This is a genomic window from Megasphaera cerevisiae DSM 20462 (assembly GCF_001045675.1).
Taxonomy (GTDB): domain Bacteria; phylum Bacillota; class Negativicutes; order Veillonellales; family Megasphaeraceae; genus Megasphaera; species Megasphaera cerevisiae.
This window is the reverse complement of the sequence record NZ_LEKT01000004.1, coordinates 28408-46223: the sequence shown is the minus strand read 5'-3', so window position 1 is coordinate 46223 and position 17816 is coordinate 28408. Positions and strand designations below refer to the sequence as shown.

Here is a 17816-nt window from a genome sequence, read left to right as displayed (position 1 = left end):
TGATATACAGGATGCATATTGCCGAAATCATAGTGTATTGCGCTTTATACAAGTATCCTATGAAAAAAAGACGGTGTCAAGCTTTTGTGGAGGGTACCCGGGCATAATTGCCATATTTGTTTCCACAGTTTCTCAGCACCGTTGTGTAACACAATGATATTTATAATTTTCTTTCATATGAATTGGGAATATGGAGTGAATTACGGTATTTTTGAACGACCCGCCGTGAAATGGGAAGGCAATACTGCTGTGACAGGAGCTGTACAAGCTGCAGATCGCTGTACGGACATTCGGGATTTTCTGTCGTAATCAGATTTTTCAAGGTATGTTTGATACTATCCTTTGAAATATCACTGTTCTTTTTTTGCAAAGGCTGTTGGAATAATGCTTTAAATGGGAGCGTCCGCCAGGGAGTCTGAAGGTATTTATCTTTAGTAGAACGGCTGATAGTCGAAATATGAAAGCCAGTCTTCTGGGAAATATCTTTTAAGGTCATGGGACGAACAACGTGTGTTTGCCGGATATAATCGCGCTGCCATTCCCAAATGGCGTCGGTCAGCGCGATCAGGGTTCTGCGGCGGCGTTCGATGTTATGCAGCAGCATGTAGCAGCGGTCATATTTGGCCTGAAAATAGGCTTTTATATTCGGGTCTGTCGAGGCATGCATCATATTGACATAGTAGTCACTCATGGAGTAGGAGGCTATCCATGAATCGTTAAGGATGATTTCATGGTCTGTTGCTGTCTGACGGATGATGACGTCAGGGACGACATAGGATGAAGCTTCTTCGAATAAGCCTTTCAGTGGAGAGGGATTCAAGGATTTAATACACATTACGGCAGCGGCAATTTCTTTTTTACAGATACCCAGAGCGTGACAAATGGCATGGAGATTATTGCTGGCAATGTCGGATAAATGATGATCAATGATGGTGGCCAGCAGCGGTGTAAGCCGGTGAGACCGGCTAAGCTGAAGCTTCAGACATTCCGGGACGGTTGCGGCGCCAATACCGGCGGGCTGGAGTGCCTGGAGTTTTTTCAGACAGGATGAAAAAAGACCTGGCGGCAGCGGCACACGGGAGGATAGTTCTGCTTCTGTAATGGTGAGAAAGCCTTTGTCGTCAACGCATTGAGCCAGGTAGTTCAGGAGCCCCCAGGCCGGCCGGCTGAATTCCTGCGGGTTGAGTTGTTCTATAATGAAGTTTTTGACCATATCCTGTTCCGGAGCAGCTATGAATTTCAAAAATTCAGAAGCACCTTCGTGAACGGATGATGGTTGATATTCCATAAACGGATTTTCTTCTGACTCCTTTTGCAGCAGGTCGTGCAGGGCATCAGTAGGCATAGCTAAAATTTCTAATGATTGTATTTGATTCAGCGATAATTTTTGGAGTTGTTCCTGAATCAACGTTGTATGGAGATTCATGCGGAGCCTCCTTGTTGTATAAAATTTTGTAATTTTTTATATTGTGTTTTGCCGGATGAGTTTTTGGGAATCGCGGCAACGGCACGAAGGGTCAGACAAGAAGGATGGAGCTTTGTTTTCTTAAAGAAAAAATCTTCCAGTTCAGGGCCTGCGGCGGCCGGCATGGTTGTAAACAGCCATATGTCATCATCCTCGCCGGCGCAGGCAAAGTCGCTGCCGGCAAAGGCGTTTTTAAAAAGTTGTTCAATTTCATCCAGATTGACACGACTGCCCGTGATTTTTACGAATCGCTTTTTGCGTCCTGTAATGTAATAAAAACCGTCGGCGTCTTGATAGGCCATGTCACCGGTCCAGAGGCGCCCATGACGCATATCGCCAAGACGCAGATCACTGGGGCCGGATGCGTAGCCTAACGTGACATTGGTGCCGTCATAGCACAGTTCACCGATTGTATCAGGCGCGGTGATTTCTGTGTGCTCGTTTTCCATGATGTGGAAGGTGCCGCCGGGAATGGCAATGCCGATACTGCCAATTTTTTTGAGACATGCGTCAGCAGGAAGGTATGACATGCGGGCCGTTGCCTCTGTCTGGCCGTACATGATGATAAATTTTTTGCCGGCTGCGGCGGCAAAGGTGCCGTATTCCTGTTGCAGCCGTTTGGACAGCTTGCCGCCGGCTTGCAGCAGCAGCGTCAGATCTGGCAGATCCATGCCGGTAAAACCAATTCGTTTCAGGCATTCGTAGGTAAAGGGGACGCCGGCCAGGGAAGTAATGCGATACTGCCGGCAAAATTTCCAAAAGGCTTCGTCAAATACCGTGTCCTCTGTCAGATATTCGGCAGCGCCGCAAAAAATATGACTGTTGATTACGGATAAGCCGAAGGTATAATGCATAGGCAGCGAGGAGACAGGCCGCTGTTGGGATGTCAGCGATAGGTATGAAGCGATGGCAGCTGCATTGGACTGGATATTGGCATAGCTTTGCCGTACCAGCTTGGGGCTGCCTGTACTGCCGGAGGTGGTCAGCAGTAAGGCCAGTTCCGGATACAGCTCATGTTTTTGCCGGCTGTGCCGGTATACGCCATAGTCCTCCATCGTGTATAAAGGATGAACGGCAGAGGCCGGTTTAAAGATATATTCGGGTTCGTATATGCCGAGGAGACGCTCCATGAGTTTCGCATCCATTTTGCTGTCGATGAGAAGGGGAACGATGCGGTTCTGCAGACAAGCCAGATAGGATAACGCCGATCCCATTGTATTGTGGCATATGACAGCGGCCAGGGACCGGGGGCGCAGCAAACTGTGCAGCGCGTCGGCGTGGCAGTACCAATCGTGGTACAAGACGGTATGGTGTGAATCTGTAAATAAGGGATTGCGATCAAAAGCTGAATTTTTATCGAAGAAATACATTGCAATAAGACCTCCTAACCGATGATGCGGGACAGGCTGTGTATCATATTTACGCCGTCCCAGATCACGTTCATATCCATGGCCTGGCCCGTCGGAACGATGCGGTCGATGCCGGCAGCTCCGGCGGCAATAAGCTTTTTCCTGATTTTGTCTGGGGCCACGCCAATAACCGATAAGGTCTGTATTTTTTTATTCAGGCAAGGCAGCAGCTCTGCGGCAGATGAGATAGGATATTGGAAAAATTGTCCGAACAGGCCCGATAAGGTTGTAATATCAGCGGGCAGAAAGGCTAAGGTATAAATATAGGCAGTATTTCCCAATTGATAGATAGATTGGATTTCAGGATGTGTCATAGCAAATTGCCATGCAGCGGTATATTTTTGACTTACCTTGATGGGAGGTAAATTGTAGTATTGCGCAGCCTGGGAAACGGCATGCCACCAGCGGCGCTGAGCCCGGTCATATACGGTTGAATCTTGGGTGAGCCAGAAAATAAGCTTGGGACTGGAGCAGGCATTTTGATCCATCTCGTAGGTGTCATTATAAAAGCGGTGGGCCCAAAGCTGCAGATCGCTGTCAGTACATCGATCAATGGTTTGACTGTCTATAAGCGCTATGGAATACCGATCCGCAAAGACCATCTCCGTGGCCTGCGGCGGCAGCGGTGAGGTACGGATTTCCCGGATGGATGCATCTCCGCCCCAAATAATACGACTGTCGCAGTTGTTCGAAAAAGTATCTGTCAACTCCTTGTCTTTTCCGTATATTAGCAAAACATTGGATTCCTGCAGACGGCGAAACGTTTTTTGACTCAGCAGATTATCAATGAGGGTGCATACCGGCTGTACTTTTTGAGCAATACGCGGTGAAATGCGGATAATATTGCCGTTGCCGGCAAGCAGGGAAATTACCAGACTGTAAGCAAACATAGCTGGCATATTAGCTGGTGTAATGTGAAATACAAGGCCTCGTCCGAGGCGTGCTTCCGGTCGGAAGATGTCTTTTTTGATCTGTTCCAGATGCTTGGAGCGCAGCCAGAAACCAAGTGCGGCCCAGGTTGGATCCTCGGGAGCCAGCGGACTGTGGAGCAGCATATGGGATAGTGTTTGCAGAAACGACAAGACCAATGGGGAAAATGGCGGCAGGGGAAAGACCTGTGTAGGCATCCTGCCAGCGGCAATCGTATATTTTTCAGACATGAGTATCACTGCACCCCCTTATTTCGGCCTGCGGTATTCGGCCGTCGACGCGGAAATAATTTCCTTTTCTTCCGCAGGGACAGTCGTCCGTGCCCAGAAGTGTTCCCATATCTTCCGTAAGAATGGAATGGCCTGGATACGATACAGCCATAGGGGACAGGACCTGGAGAATCCCAGATTGTCCAGGCGGGCAGACGGAGAAATCGGAAGGCTGGCGGACGAGAATATCGGAAAAAATACTGGCATGAAGATGGCCGTATTCACATTCCATGTAGATGCAGCCTGTCTGCTCAGTCATACCGTAATAATTATGGACGCGGGAAATATTGAATTGATTTTTTAGGCGATCCTTATAGGCTGCTGCAGAGACGGCCTGATCCTGCATTTTTTTCCAGCCGCCTCCATGCAGGACGAAAGCATTGGAAAAGTCAAAGTTTTCTTTTTTTCCTTCGGCAGCCTGGCAAAGATATTTCCAAATCATAAAAGTAAAACCAAAAATGAGGACCGGCTGATTCTTGTATGTCTCGGCAAAGGTGCGGACTGTTTCGATATTCAGTTCCAGTGTATCGGTCAATGCATAGTATTTCTTTTTGGCAAACATGGAAAATCCCAGAATGGCAGCGCCGCGGGCATTGAATCTGCGCCTGTCCGTCAATATGGAGGGAGAATCAATGATCAGCATGGGAAGCCGTTGGGAGCCAAAATAATCTTTTAGGATAGCGTACAAGGTCAATTGCTGATATTGGGCGGTAGCAGCATCCAGAAAAATACGGGATACAGACTGCCCTGTTGTTCCGGACGACACGAGAGTTTTAAAAACAGCTTTATCAGGAATACTCTTGAGAGGCAAAAGCTTGAACAACGTAATCGGCAGCATGGGGAGCTGCGAAAGGGTGACTGCGGCAGCTTCGTTATAGCTGAAAGCGCGCAGGGCACGTCCATAAGCGGGGCAGTGCTGACGGTGGTATGCGGTCAGTTCCTTGAAATAGGGCAGATAGCGGCCTTCTTTTTCCGTTTGAGTCCATCCATAGGGCGGACAAGCCAGCCATTCAGTATAATCCATAGGTTTGTTTCACCTCCTGGGTCAGAAGAAAGGACTCACCGTGGCCGGGATAGGTCCGTATAGGTGCAGGAAGAGCGCGAAGTGCTTTTTTTCCGACCTGTTCATAGAGTTCGTCACTGCCGCCGGGCAGACGGGTAATGACTTCCTCGCCGGGGATAAAGTAATCGCCGGAAAATAAGAGGGCACTGTCCATAATGATGCATGTACTGCCGGGCGTGTGGCCCGCAGCAGGCAGACAGCGGAAGAGGTGGCCGTACCACGTAAACAGGTAGCTGTTGTCAAAGGTAATGTCGGCAGCAAGGCAGGTAAATTTGGGATAAGACACGCGGAGACTGCCTTTGCTTTTGAAATATAGATACGATTCCATGATGCGGGACATGTTAAGCGTCGTGCTTTGAATGCCGTCACTGCATGCTTTGCTGGCAATAACCTGCACCTTGTAGGCCTGACGCAATTCATTAAGCCCGGCCATATGATCGCAGTGCTCATGGGTAAGCAGCACGTATTCGAGAAGGAGGTGCTGTGCTTCCAGGTAAGACCGGATGAGAGGGGCATTATTCGGATCAATCAGCAAGGCCTGCTTGTCATGGGCAATAATGTAGCAGTTGCTTTGGGTAAGGGGGTCTGTCAGGCAGGCTGGGGTATAGGAAAAAGGACACATATCAGATACTGACACCGTATTTTCTGAGAATTTCCATTCCTTTTTCATAAGAACTGAAAGAGAGTACATCCGGCGTATCAATTGAGATATCAAAGGTATCTTCCACTTCCTCCATTAGTGTCATATGTCCCATGGAATCCCATAATGGAATGGCGCGGTATTTCAGTCCGGGGAGCTGGTCTTTGGTCAGCTTAAAGTTTGTCATAAAAAGCGTGTCGTATTTTTCTGCGTTTGTCATAGGTAGTATTCAATCCTTTCCGGGTATTCGGGTTTCAATTTCAAATAATGTTTTAGGCATCAATTGGTGGCATATCCCATCAGCGACGAGAATGCCGTCCTGGTTGCGGCAGGTGCCGCGGAGTTCACCGGTAAACCAGCGTTTTTTCTCTGCTGCGTGCTGCAGCGTTACTGTTGCGGTAATGGTATCGCCGGCATAGACCGGCGCGGTAAAACGGAGCTGTTCATCCATCAGTATGGTGCCGTCGCCGGGAAGCTGCATGCCCATTACGGAGGAAATGAGACTGCCGGTTAGTACACCGTGCACGACAGGGCGTCCGAAACCATATTGAGAGGCAAAAGCCGGATCGGTGTGCAGCTTGCCATAGTCGCCGGTCAGAGCGGCAAAGGCAGCGATATCGGCAGCCGTAAAGGTTTTTGTCAGGGACGCATGATCACCGATGGACAGACGTTTTTTCTTCCGGACAATTGGCGTGGTATGAGCTTGCAATTCTGCCGCAAAATCGGTAAATTCCCGAGGTGTGCACAGCTTGCAGATGCGTTTGGCCGCAATTCCTTCTGCGGACGCGCAGGAAGTCATACAGCCGCAGACCAAAAGACAGATATCGTATATTTCCGGGCCCGCAGCATACACAAAAGTATGCTGCGGAAACTGTTCTAGCAGCTTTTTTACTTCCCGCGTGCGGTCATACCGGCTGTTGCAGCCACCGCAGTATTTGATAAGTATTTTCATTGGCTTACCCGGCTGGTTGACGGTGATGCATAAGAGCCCTGGCTTGCGCAATGAGATCATCGCTGACCCCGCTGACGAGGATAACATCCTTGATCTGCGGCAGTTGTTCTTTAATTTTGACGGCGATGATGTCCTCTGTTGTCAGCAGTGCTGACGGACAGCCGCTGCATTTTCCTGTCAGGCGGATACGGAGGACATTGCCGGTATAATCGACGATCGTTACATTGCCCTGATGGGCTGCCAGTGCCGGCCGGACTTCCGTATCCAATACGGATTCAATTTCATCTAATGGTATAATCAACATAATTTTCACATCCTTATCATGAGTATTACTGATATATAAGCAATAAACGTGCCAAATATATGAGCGTAATTCACAAGGAATACAAAAAGATACACATTTAGTCCATATGAGGAAATTTGATCTATCATACGTGAAATATAATAATAAAGTAAAGATGAAAACGTATAAGAAATAAAAAATGATACATAAAAACCTGTATATACGTATGAAAATAAAAAAGAAAAAGTGTAAAAAGGAATGCTGTTTATGTTTCAAATATAGAACATAAAGCATGGTTGTTCTATATTTGAAACAATAAACGCTGAATTTTGATTCATTTTTGGCACAAAATGAAATGGAAAAATAAAAAAAATGATAAGTGAATATGTTCACTTAAAAAGAAGAAAAAAATTTTTATATATGAAAAAATGGGATATTTCCTATACTTTAAACGAAACAAAAAAATATTTGTGCGAAAAATTGATTTACTTGGCACAATATTTGCTCTTTATCTAGGTGAGCCACACAGAAGGTGTGAATATGAAATAGTAGAGTGACAGATTAGTTTTCAAGTAATTTTTTTTTACAGAGAGGATGATTTATTATGGCATTAATGACAGGTGAACAGTATGTTGAAAGCATGAGAAAATTGAATTTACAGGTATATATGTTTGGTAAAAAGGTAGAATGTCCTGTAGATGATCCCATTCTCCGCCCGTCCTTGAACTCCGTGAAAATGACATATGATTTAGCTGAGCTTCCTGAATATCAGGAATTAATGACAGCTGTTTCCCCGTATACGGGCAAGCGGGTCAATCGCTTTACCCATATTCATCAGAGTACCCAGGATTTGATGAACAAAGTGAAAATGCAGCGGCTTCTTGGTCAGAAAACAGCAGCTTGTTTTCAGCGGTGCGTAGGGATGGATGCGTTCAATGCTACTTTTTCGACTACCTTTGATATTGATAAAAAATACGGCACGTCTTATCATAAAAATTTTATGAACTTTTTGAAATATGTACAGGAAAATGACTTGACTGTAGACGGGGCTATGACAGATCCCAAGGGAGACCGCGGTCTGGCACCGCATGCGCAGACGGATCCGGACATGTTCCTCCATGTAGTGGAACGCCGTCCTGATGGTATTGTCGTACGCGGTGCGAAAGCGCATCAGACTGGTTTTATCAATTCACATGAAGTCATCGTTATGCCGACTATTTCCATGGGTGAAGATGACAAGGATTACGCTGTGGCTTTTTCCTGCCCGACAGATGCCGAAGGCATTTTCATGATCGTGGGCCGGCAATCCTGCGATACCCGTAAAACAGAAGGCGCGCCGATGGATACGGGCAATCCGACCTTTGGCGGTACGGAAGCACTGGTTATTTTTGATAATGTATTTATTCCGAATGATCATATTTTCCTTAATGGCGAATATGAATATGCTGGTGTCCTGGTGGAACGCTTTGCCGGCTATCACCGTCAGTCCTACGGCGGCTGCAAGGTCGGTGTTGGCGATGTTCTTATTGGTGCTGCCGCAGTTGCCGCTGATTACAACGGTTGCCCGAAGGCATCGCATATTAAAGATAAGATCATTGAAATGCAGCACCTGAATGAAACACTGTTTGCCTGCGGGATCGCCTGCTCCGCTTTGGGAACCCAAACAGAAGCCGGAAATTACCTTATTGACCTGCTGCTGGCCAACGTCTGCAAGCAAAACGTAACTCGCTTCCCCTATGAAATTGTCCGCCTTGCCGAAGATATTGCCGGCGGTCTTATGGTAACGGCACCATCCGAAAAAGATCTGAAAGATCCTCAAATCGGGCCGTATGTCGATAAATACCTCCGCGGCGTAAATACTGTTTCTACGGAAAACCGCCTTAAAATTCTGCGTCTGATTGAAAATCTCAGTCTCGGTACCGCGGCTGTCGGATATCGCACGGAATCCATGCATGGCGCCGGTTCACCGCAGGCACAGCGTATCATGATTTCCCGTCAGGGCAACCTCCGCATGAAGAAGGAATTAGCTAAGGCAATCGCTCATATTGAAGAATAACAGACCGGCAAGCTGCTTTGCTTACTCTATTTATATCGTGTCCGCCGTTTCAGACGGGACCTCCTTCCCGTCTGAAACTCCGGCAGTACGCGCAGAAAGTAGGTGTGTTTGTTGAAAGACTGGAAGAAAAAATATGCCGATAAAATTGTTTCCGCAGAAGAAGCGGTGGGGCATGTTAAATCAGGTGACAAGATCGTGTTTACCCATGCCTGCGGCGAGGCTCAGTGCCTGACGCAGGAGTTGGTACACCAGGCGGAACGGTTGGAAGATGTCGAAATCATGCACATGGTAGCCATGAGTACGGCACCCTATTGCCAGCCTGGCATGGAAAAACATTTCCGTCATAATGCATTATTTGTAGGCGGCTCAACCCGCAAGGCCGTAGAAGAAGGGCGAGCGGATTATACACCCTGCTTTTTCCATGAGGCGCCCAAGCTGTTCCGGGAAGGTGTGCTGCCTGTCGACGTAGCCTTTCTGCAGGTCAGTGAACCTGATGAAAATGGCAATTGTTCCTTTGGCGTTTCTGTCGACTATACACAGCCTGCGGCAGAAACAGCCAAAATGCGAATTGCGCAGATCAATAAAAATATGCCCTATACGTATGGCAACGGCATTCATTTGAAAGATATTGATTACATCGTCCTCAAAGACGAACCGTTGATCGAGTTGCAGCCGCCTAAAATTGGTGAGACAGAAAAGAAAATCGGCGGTTATGTTGCATCTCTTATCCATGATGGCGATACGCTTCAATTGGGAATCGGTGCTATTCCCGATGCCGTGCTGACCTTTCTGGGAGACAAAAAGGATTTGGGCATTCATTCGGAAATGTTCTCTGATGGAGTCGTAGATCTTGCGGAAAAAGGCATTATTACAAATAAGAAAAAAACGATCGATCAAGGAAAATTTCTCTCATGTTTCCTCATGGGTACAAAAAAACTTTATGATTTTGTCGATCACAATCCCAACGTGGAAATGAAGCCTGTCGATTACACCAACGATCCGTTTGTTGTTGCGCAGATCGATAATATTATTTCTATTAATTCTGCAATGCAGGTAGATTTGATGGGACAGGTCAATGCTGAAATGATTGGGCCGCGCCAATTCAGCGGTGTAGGCGGTCAAGTAGACTTTGTCCGCGGCGCTTCCCGGGCCAGGGGCGGTAAAGCGATTATAGCCATGCCCTCTACTACCGGTAAGGGAAAGATCTCCAAAATTGTAGCTTATCTTGACAAAGGCTCAGCTGTCACGACATCCCGGAATGATGTGGATTATATTATTACGGAGTATGGGATTGCCGCCTTGAAAGGCAAGACTTTAAGACAGCGGGCTGCCGCATTGATTGCGATTGCTCATCCCGATTTTCGGGAAAGCCTTATTGCAGAGTTTGAAAAACGGTTCCACTGCAAATTTGAAGAATAATCAGCCTGCGTAACCCTGGTAATTGATAAACACCATAACAACTGTCTCCCTTACTAACTATATACAATCGTTTGAGAGCTGTTATGGTGTTTCTTTTGCTTAAAATGGTATATTTATGAGATAACGTATGATTTATATAAGGGGGTAACGGTAATGTTTGGTCCTATCTATAAAAGAAAAGAAGGCGAAATTCAGCCTGGAATTAATTTACACATATTTCATTTGGTATTCCGTCTGCCGTTTATACACTATCGGTTTGAGTGGCCGGACTATGTACAAGGTCTGCTGCTGTGCGCGGTCTGCCTGGGAATTATTCCGGTTTTGCAGGAATATCTCGGCATGCCTTTTGAAATAGCGATTACTATTGTTATTATGAATGGTTTTTTATATACTTGGCATGCTCATTTGGGCGATCCGGTTGTTCCTGGCTGGATTACGCCGGCGATTCCGCTGCTGCTGCTGTGGCTTTCGTCATTTCCCAATGATACGGCAGAACGTATGCATGCTCTGATTGCCTTTGAATTTGAACTGGGGGTACTGACCTTTTTCTTGGGAGCGACGGGACTTGCCAAGAAGGTAGTCGACCTTGTGCCGGATGCATTGAAGGCGGGTATTTTGATTGGCGCTGGCATCGCGGCCGTACGGCTGGTATTTAATGCTGGCGGCAGTTTTGATAAATACCCGATTACGATTGCGATCGCTGTCGGTTTTGCCTTTTACCTTTCGTTCAGCAATCATTTTAAAAGTGTTATGAATAAAAGCAAGCCTTTGCAGATTGTTTCTGATTTAGGCCTTCTGCCTGCGATGGTGCTGGCTGTTGTGATTGCACCTATTGTTGGCGAGCTTCCTTGGCCGACAATAGAGTGGGGATTTACGCATCCGCATTTTGTCGAAGTATTTACTCAATGGAGTCCCTTTGCTGATCGTATTGGTTTTCCCAGCATGTCCTATTATATTTCTGCGTTTCCGCTGGTAATCGCCGTGTACGTTGTGCTGTTTGGTGAATTGATTCAGGCTGACGCACTGATTGATGAAGCGCGTGAATACCGTGACGGTGATGAAAACGTCCATTTCGATGCCAACCGCAATAACGTTATTGTCGGCGTCCGCAATATGGTCATGTCCATGTTGGGACCGGATCTTTCGATGTGCGGCCCCTTGTGGGCAGCTATGCAAGTCGTCATCTGCGAACGGTATAAACACGGCCGGGATGCCATGGATAGTCTTGTGGGCGGTGTCGCATCGTTCCGGCTCGGTACCTTTACGGGATATTGGCTGTCTCCGATCGTAAGCTTTGTAAAGCCTGTATTGCCGATTGCCTTGGCGCTGACCATGCTGATTCAGGGATATGTCGCTGTTCGTGTTGGTGTATTGAGAGCGAAAACCTTTAATGATTTGGGAGCTGCCGGTGTCATAGGCGGAGTTCTGGTATCCCGCGGTGCAGCGATGGCGTTAGGTGTCGGTATTGTTCTCTGCCTGCTTATTTACGGTAAGAACTTTTTCCAGCGTAATTTGATGAAATACAATTTGAAATCTGATCCACTCTTTAATTTAGCTGCGCTGAAAGAGATTGAAGCAGAAAAGGAAGCTGGTCAGGATAAATAATCGTTGTTCCGGAGGTATGATATGCAGTACTATGGTGATTTATTGCGTAAGTTGACAAAATCCAATACGACCGATATTTGTGAGTTTTTTGTTAAAAAATGTATGATGAATGCCAGAAATCGTTCTACGAATGAAACAATGAAGCGCTTTTTTATGATATGTGCTGTGTCGGCCAATGATGGAATTAAAGAGTTTTTGGATAAGAATGAACTGGCTTTCAACGGATACTGGTCTCACCGCCGGTATTTTACAAGAGTAAAGGATCAGGTTCCGTTTGTCGTCAAATCCTATTTATCGTGCATGTTGTTGATGCTTGCCTCTCAAAAGAAGCTTATTTCTGAAAAAACAGGAATGCAGGAAAATGATTTACTTGTCAGGTGGTGTCAGATATTTAAATACGACGATGAGGATAAACAATATTTCAATAACCTGCTTGCTAAAATGAATATGGGTGAAACGGGTTTGCATATGATATTTGCTGAATTAAACACTATATGTCATGATCGGCTGAATGGCGGGGAATCGGGAAATCTGCCCTGCAATGATGAAAATCGGGATCGGCTGATTTACCGTGTCGGAGAAGATGTGTATACGTTGGTCTGCCGGCTTCAGGAAATGCCCAATGTAAATTAATATATTCACAGATAAAGGACTTCCGCCATGAAATTATATTTATAAGGCTTTTCATGGCGGAAATTTTTCATAGAAGAAAGGTGGTTTTACGATGACGATTGGATTAAAGGGACCGGGATTATATATTCAAGGAGAAGGCGAGTTAGATAAGCTGGGGAAGTATGTCCGGAAAATGGGACATACATTTTTATTGATTTGCTCTCCTAATAACCAAAAGCGTATCGGCGGACGAATAGCGGCATCGCTGCAGCAGGCTGAAAAGACGATGGTCTATTACCAGTTCGGCGGCGAGTGCTCTAAAGCTGCTATTCAAACTGCCGTAGAAGCGGCCCAGGCGGCTGGCTGCGATGGGATTATCGGTGCCGGCGGCGGTAAGGCAATCGATACGGCTAAGGCTGTAGGGACGAATATGGGAGGTCTTCCCGTCATTATTATACCGACGATTGCTTCCAATGATTCTCCCTGTGCAGGTGTGGCCGTTATCTATAATGAACAGGGCGTTGTTGTGAAGGCTCTGATGATGCGGCGTAATCCCGATCTCGTGCTGGTCGATACGGGCATTATTGCCGGAGCGCCTAAAAAATACCTTATTTCCGGCATGGGTGATGCTCTTTCTACATATTTTGAAGCTCGAGCCTGCCGTCGCAGCGGCGCTAAGACAATGGCGCGCGGCATGTGTTCTGCTACGGCCCTGACATTGGCCAAATTATGTTATGATATACTGCTGCAGCATTCGGTACAAGCCTTGGAAGCGGTAGAACAGCATACGGTCACACCGGAATTGGAGGCCGTTGTAGAGGCTTGCGTATATTTAAGCGGCGTTGGTTTTGAATGCGGCGGTCTGGCAGCGGCTCATGCCGTCAATGATGGCCTGGCCCATGTGCCGCAGGCTCATGGTGCATCCCATGGTGAAAAAGTCGCCTTCGGGCTGCTGGTACAGCTGCAGCTGGAAAAGGCTTCGCAGGAAGAATGGGATACGGTGCTGCGCTATATCCGTCAGATCGGACTGCCATCGTGCCTGGCCGATCTGGGCATTGTCGATATACGGGATGAAGATATTCGTGCCGTCGCGTCAGCGTCCACCGTGCCGACTCAATTTACAAAAAATGTCCGTGCCGACATTACGGCAGATGAAGTATATGCTGCTATTTTAGCGGCGGATACTGCCGGTGCACATCACTAGGATGTGAAAAGGGGGAATTGTCATGTTCTCTTTGACTGACGATGCCGCTGCGTACATTAAAGAAAAAGGCGGGCATGTATTTATTTCCATGATCTTTGAGCCGTCACTTGGCGGATGTTGTAAAGGAGATCGTATCTGGGGCTGTTATATTCCCGAAATTACCATAGGAAAGCCGGTTCAGGATAGCTGCTTCAGGCAGGAAATACAGAAAGAAATTACGATTTGGTATCCCTCTCGACTGATTGTTAAACAAGGATATGAGTCTATTCGTATTTCTGTCAAATCATTTATTATCAGCAAATGGCTGGAAATGGAAGGCGCACAGGGTATTTCCGTTACGCCGAAATCAGGTTTTCAGCCTGAATAATTGCTGCAAATATTAAAAAGGATGGTGAACACTTCCTGTAATCAGGGGTTCATCATCCTTTTGCGTATTCAGATACTTAAATTTTCAGATAATTGTAATTTGACAGGCTTTCATGGCTTGCAATGCTGTTTGATGGCCTTCTGGTGTGGCACCGGCACAGCAAAAGCTGTCTACGATGATATCCTTTTCCGGATAAAAGGTCTTGAGAAGAATGGCATTGGAAATGACGCAGATATCCGTGCATAGCCCCATCAAAACGAGCGTATCATATTCAGCTGTTTCATTGATCAGCGCTGTGCAGCCAAAGGTTGGTTTTTCTAAAACCGTTGCAAATAAAGTGTATGGCAGCAGCTGACGACAAATTTGCCAGCCGTGTGTATCCTTGATACAATGGGGAACAGGCAGCTTTTGTCCTTCCTGCGTTTCCAGATAATCGTCACCATGCGTATCCTGTGTGAAAATAATATCGGTATGATTTTTTTTATCTTTTTTGCTGGTAACAATCTTTTTTTCTATGCGGGGGACGATGACCGGGGCATCCGATGTTCCCAGAGCACCGTCGATAAAATCGTTTTGCATGTCGATGATGATGTAAGCCTGATTCATAAAGATACCTTCCTTACAGCGGTGTTACAGCTGCTTGATTTCGCAGACATACGAAGGAACGTCATTGCAGGTCATCAGACCGGACATAAGGGCGACACCTGTAATCGGTGTGTTGTGAAGCTCTTTGGCAGTGTCCCTCGTTACGCCGCCGAGGGCATAGACAGGGATAGACACAGCATCACAGATCGCGTTAACCATATCAATACCGATAGGCGGCAAATCCTTTTTGCAGCTGGTGGAAAATACGTGGCTGGCCATGACATAAGTTGCCCCCAGTTGTTCTGCTCTGGCTGCTTCCTCCGGCGTGTGGACGGATACGCCTAAGGTTGTCATGTAATACAGCAGAGAGGAATGAGATTCCAGATAATCCAAAGAACATTGAAAGCGAGGAATATGGAGACGGATAGCCGCTTTGCCAAACTGATGAAGAATACACGGCTTTTGGTGCGTGCTACAGATACGCAGCGCCTTTCTGGCATATTCGGCATAATCATCTTCCGACAACGTTTTTTCACGCAGGACAATAGCGTCGACATCAGAGACGGCGATTTGTTCCAACTGATCCCAATAGTTTGCCGAGGCCAGTTCGTGATTAGTTATAGCAATTATTTTTAGCACGATTATCACCTTTTACTTGTATTATATATTATAGAAGTATTTTATATGTATTACTATACAATAATCTCATAAGTGAGTCAATGACTATACACCATAAATATATGCGGTTAAACCGTCCAAACAGGAAACCGGAGGTCCGGAACAATGGAACAATGCAGGCCGTTTACAGCGGATAGGCGGAACAAAGATGCATATAAATTATATCATTTAGAATAAAAAAATATGCCTGTCATCAGCTGAAACAGAGTAAAAAAATGACAACATCGGTGCCAGGTTGATTAGTCCCGGCACCGATGTTGTCATTTTTATGTTTAGGATAAATAAGATAGGTAGCTGATAATTATTATAAATAAATATATTCGCTGGTTATCGGCTGAAGCCCCATGGTTTTGATGGCGGTGTACATTTCATCAAAAGGACGGCTATCAGTGATTTCAAATTGTTCGTCACCTTTTTCGGAACCGTCTTTCTTCAGATGGCCGCCGATGCCGACGCAGACGCTGGCCGATACCTTTGTGGCAGCGATTTTTATAATAGCGTTGCGGAATGCCGCGCTTTCACGACTTGATACGACAATGCAGGCGTATGGCATAAACAGCCGGTAAGCGCAGATAATCTGAACAAGCCTGCGTTCATCTACATCCTTCGGATTGATTTTGTCATTGTTAATAATAGGACACAGGCGCGGGCAGGACAGGGAAATTTCCGCATGCGGATATTTACGCTGCATGAGCCAGGCGTGCATGCCTGTTGCGACAGCATCTTTTTGATAGTCGTCCAGCCCCAAGAGGGCGGCAAAGCCGACGCCGCGCATGCCACCGAGAATCGCTCGTTCCTGTGAATAAAAGCGATACGGGAAAATACGTTTATTTCCGGCTAAATGGAGTGTTTCATACTTCACGGGGTTATACGTTTCCTGAAATACTGTGACATAATCGGCACCGCATTCATGCAGATACTTGTAGTCATCTGAATTGACCGGATATATTTCCATACCGACGGCGCGGAAATATTGGCGGGCAATCTTTACGGCATTGCCGATGTAGCGGATATCTGACATTTTAGGGCTTTCGCCGGTAAGCATGAGTACCTCTTCTATGCCGGTATTGGCAATGTTTTGGCATTCCTGATGCAGCTCGGCATCATTCAGCCGTGCCCGCTTGATTTTATTATGTGAATTGAACCCGCAGTATATACAGTAATTATCACAATAATTGGCAAAGTAAACGGGGGTGAAAATGGAAATTGTATTGCCGAAATGGCGACGTGTGACCGTGTGTGCTTTTTGCGCCATTTCTTCCAAATAGGGTATCGCTGCTGTGGATAGCAGCGCCATGAAATCTTCAGGCGTCAAACGCTGCTTGCTCAATGCTGTTTTTACGTTGTCTGCTGTATATGCCTCATTACAGAATGCATCATGATACCGGGTAACGTCATCAAGCATTGTCGAATCAAGAACTTCCATGCCCGGCAGATATTTCATATGATCTATACGTTTTTCTTCCATTTTTTTCCCCTCCTAATCTCCCAGAAAACCGGTCAGCGGATCGGAAGCAGATGCCATTTCTCGAACACGGCCCAGACCTGACAAATATGCGGCGCGACCGGCTTCGACAGCTTGGCGGTAGGCTCTGGCCATGGCGGGCAGATTTCCAGCGGTGGACAGCCCCGTATTGGCCATAATGGCGGCAGCTCCCATTTCCATGGCTTCACAGGCTTGAGATGGCCGTCCGATGCCGGCATCAACTATGACCGGCAGATCAATCTCGTCAATAAGAATCTGGATAAAATCGCGAGTACACAGACCTTTATTGGTGCCGATAGGAGCCGCCAGCGGCATAACGGCAGCCGCACCGGCCTCTGCCAAGGCACGTGCGGCGTACAGATCGGGATACATGTAAGGAAGAACGATAAATCCTTCTTTGGCAAGAATTTCTGTTGCCCTAACCGTTTCCGTGTTGTCCGGAAGCAGATATTTTGAATCACGCATAATTTCGATTTTAATGAAATCGCCGCAGCCTAATTCACGGGATAAGCGGGCAATGCGAACAGCTTCGCCGGCATTGCGAGCGCCGGACGTATTGGGAAGCAGCGTGACTTCTTTGGGGATAAAATCGAGTATATTATCTTTCTGCCCGGCTTCTACGCGGCGCAATGCCATAGTTACAATTTGCGCGCCTGCCTGTTCCACGGCTGCTTTGATCAGATCAACCGAATATTTTCCAGAGCCCAGAATAAAGCGGGAGGTAAATTTATGACCGCCAAGTACCAATGTATCTTTCTTTTCCATACGAAACACTCCTTGTATACTACATTTT

General features: G+C 46.7%; 18 protein-coding genes. 6 read left to right on the top strand and 12 right to left on the bottom strand.

Annotated elements, in window-relative coordinates; translation table 11 throughout:
• Window positions 1-160 precede the first annotated feature (160 nt).
• Genes rpoN through AB840_RS02080 form a run of 8 tightly spaced genes read right to left on the bottom strand, consistent with a single transcriptional unit; the run spans window position 161 to window position 7032 of the window.
• Complete coding sequence (gene rpoN, locus AB840_RS02115) at window positions 161-1426, bottom strand: RNA polymerase factor sigma-54 (RefSeq protein ID WP_048513181.1); 1266 nt, start codon at window positions 1424-1426, stop codon at window positions 161-163.
• Complete coding sequence (locus tag AB840_RS02110; protein ID WP_048513180.1) at window positions 1423-2835, bottom strand: AMP-binding protein; 1413 nt, start codon at window positions 2833-2835, stop codon at window positions 1423-1425. Before AB840_RS02110 ends, rpoN begins: the two co-directional genes overlap by 4 nt.
• A 14-nt stretch (window positions 2836-2849) precedes the next feature.
• Window positions 2850-4034, bottom strand: a complete 1185-nt coding sequence (locus tag AB840_RS02105) for an acyl-CoA reductase (RefSeq protein WP_048513179.1) — start codon at window positions 4032-4034, stop codon at window positions 2850-2852.
• Entirely contained in the window at window positions 4027-5097 is a 1071-nt protein-coding gene (locus tag AB840_RS02100) for a LuxE/PaaK family acyltransferase (RefSeq protein ID WP_048513178.1), read from the bottom strand. Before AB840_RS02100 ends, AB840_RS02105 begins: the two co-directional genes overlap by 8 nt.
• On the bottom strand, window positions 5084-5773 hold the full coding sequence (locus tag AB840_RS02095; protein ID WP_236684542.1) for an MBL fold metallo-hydrolase: 690 nt from the start codon (window positions 5771-5773) through the stop codon (window positions 5084-5086). The genes AB840_RS02100 and AB840_RS02095 overlap by 14 nt, the downstream gene beginning before the upstream one ends.
• Window positions 5760-5996: a hypothetical protein gene (locus tag AB840_RS02090; protein WP_048513176.1), complete on the bottom strand. Its 237-nt coding sequence runs from the start codon at window positions 5994-5996 to the stop codon at window positions 5760-5762. Before AB840_RS02090 ends, AB840_RS02095 begins: the two co-directional genes overlap by 14 nt.
• A 9-nt stretch (window positions 5997-6005) precedes the next feature.
• Window positions 6006-6728, bottom strand: coding sequence for a MaoC family dehydratase (locus tag AB840_RS02085; RefSeq protein ID WP_048513175.1), 723 nt, complete (start codon window positions 6726-6728; stop codon window positions 6006-6008).
• Window positions 6729-6732: 4 nt separating this feature from the next.
• Window positions 6733-7032, bottom strand: a complete 300-nt coding sequence (locus tag AB840_RS02080) for a NifU family protein (RefSeq protein WP_048513174.1) — start codon at window positions 7030-7032, stop codon at window positions 6733-6735.
• Between the two features lie 583 nt (window positions 7033-7615).
• Between AB840_RS02080 and AB840_RS02075 the strand changes: the two genes are divergently transcribed.
• The 6 genes from AB840_RS02075 (at window position 7616) to AB840_RS02050 (ending at window position 14274) form a co-directional block, all read left to right on the top strand.
• The gene (locus AB840_RS02075; RefSeq protein WP_048513173.1) at window positions 7616-9067 is read left to right on the top strand and encodes a 4-hydroxyphenylacetate 3-hydroxylase family protein; all 1452 of its coding nucleotides are present in this window, start codon (window positions 7616-7618) and stop codon (window positions 9065-9067) included.
• 108 nt (window positions 9068-9175) lie between these two features.
• Window positions 9176-10486, top strand: coding sequence for an acetyl-CoA hydrolase/transferase family protein (locus AB840_RS02070; protein ID WP_234984842.1), 1311 nt, complete (start codon window positions 9176-9178; stop codon window positions 10484-10486).
• 153 nt (window positions 10487-10639) lie between these two features.
• Entirely contained in the window at window positions 10640-12091 is a 1452-nt protein-coding gene (locus tag AB840_RS02065) for a hypothetical protein (protein WP_048513171.1), read from the top strand.
• Between the two features lie 21 nt (window positions 12092-12112).
• The gene (locus AB840_RS02060) at window positions 12113-12724 is read left to right on the top strand and encodes a hypothetical protein (protein ID WP_048513170.1); all 612 of its coding nucleotides are present in this window, start codon (window positions 12113-12115) and stop codon (window positions 12722-12724) included.
• A gap of 91 nt (window positions 12725-12815) precedes the next feature.
• Window positions 12816-13907: a glycerol dehydrogenase gene (locus tag AB840_RS02055; protein WP_048513169.1), complete on the top strand. Its 1092-nt coding sequence runs from the start codon at window positions 12816-12818 to the stop codon at window positions 13905-13907.
• Between the two features lie 22 nt (window positions 13908-13929).
• Window positions 13930-14274, top strand: coding sequence for a CC/Se motif family (seleno)protein (locus AB840_RS02050; protein ID WP_048513168.1), 345 nt, complete (start codon window positions 13930-13932; stop codon window positions 14272-14274).
• 84 nt (window positions 14275-14358) lie between these two features.
• Here the strand turns inward: AB840_RS02050 and AB840_RS02045 are convergent, their stop codons facing one another.
• The 4 genes from AB840_RS02045 to AB840_RS02030 form a co-directional block, all read right to left on the bottom strand.
• Window positions 14359-14880, bottom strand: a complete 522-nt coding sequence (locus AB840_RS02045) for a cysteine hydrolase family protein (RefSeq protein ID WP_048513167.1) — start codon at window positions 14878-14880, stop codon at window positions 14359-14361.
• A gap of 24 nt (window positions 14881-14904) precedes the next feature.
• Window positions 14905-15498, bottom strand: coding sequence for a thiamine phosphate synthase (locus tag AB840_RS02040; protein WP_048513166.1), 594 nt, complete (start codon window positions 15496-15498; stop codon window positions 14905-14907).
• A 343-nt stretch (window positions 15499-15841) separates the two neighbouring features.
• Window positions 15842-17005 (bottom strand): 2-iminoacetate synthase ThiH, encoded by a 1164-nt coding sequence (thiH, locus tag AB840_RS02035; RefSeq protein ID WP_048513165.1) that lies wholly within the window; start codon window positions 17003-17005, stop codon window positions 15842-15844.
• Between the two features lie 12 nt (window positions 17006-17017).
• The gene (locus tag AB840_RS02030; RefSeq protein WP_048513164.1) at window positions 17018-17788 is read right to left on the bottom strand and encodes a thiazole synthase; all 771 of its coding nucleotides are present in this window, start codon (window positions 17786-17788) and stop codon (window positions 17018-17020) included.
• Window positions 17789-17816: the final 28 nt, after the last annotated feature.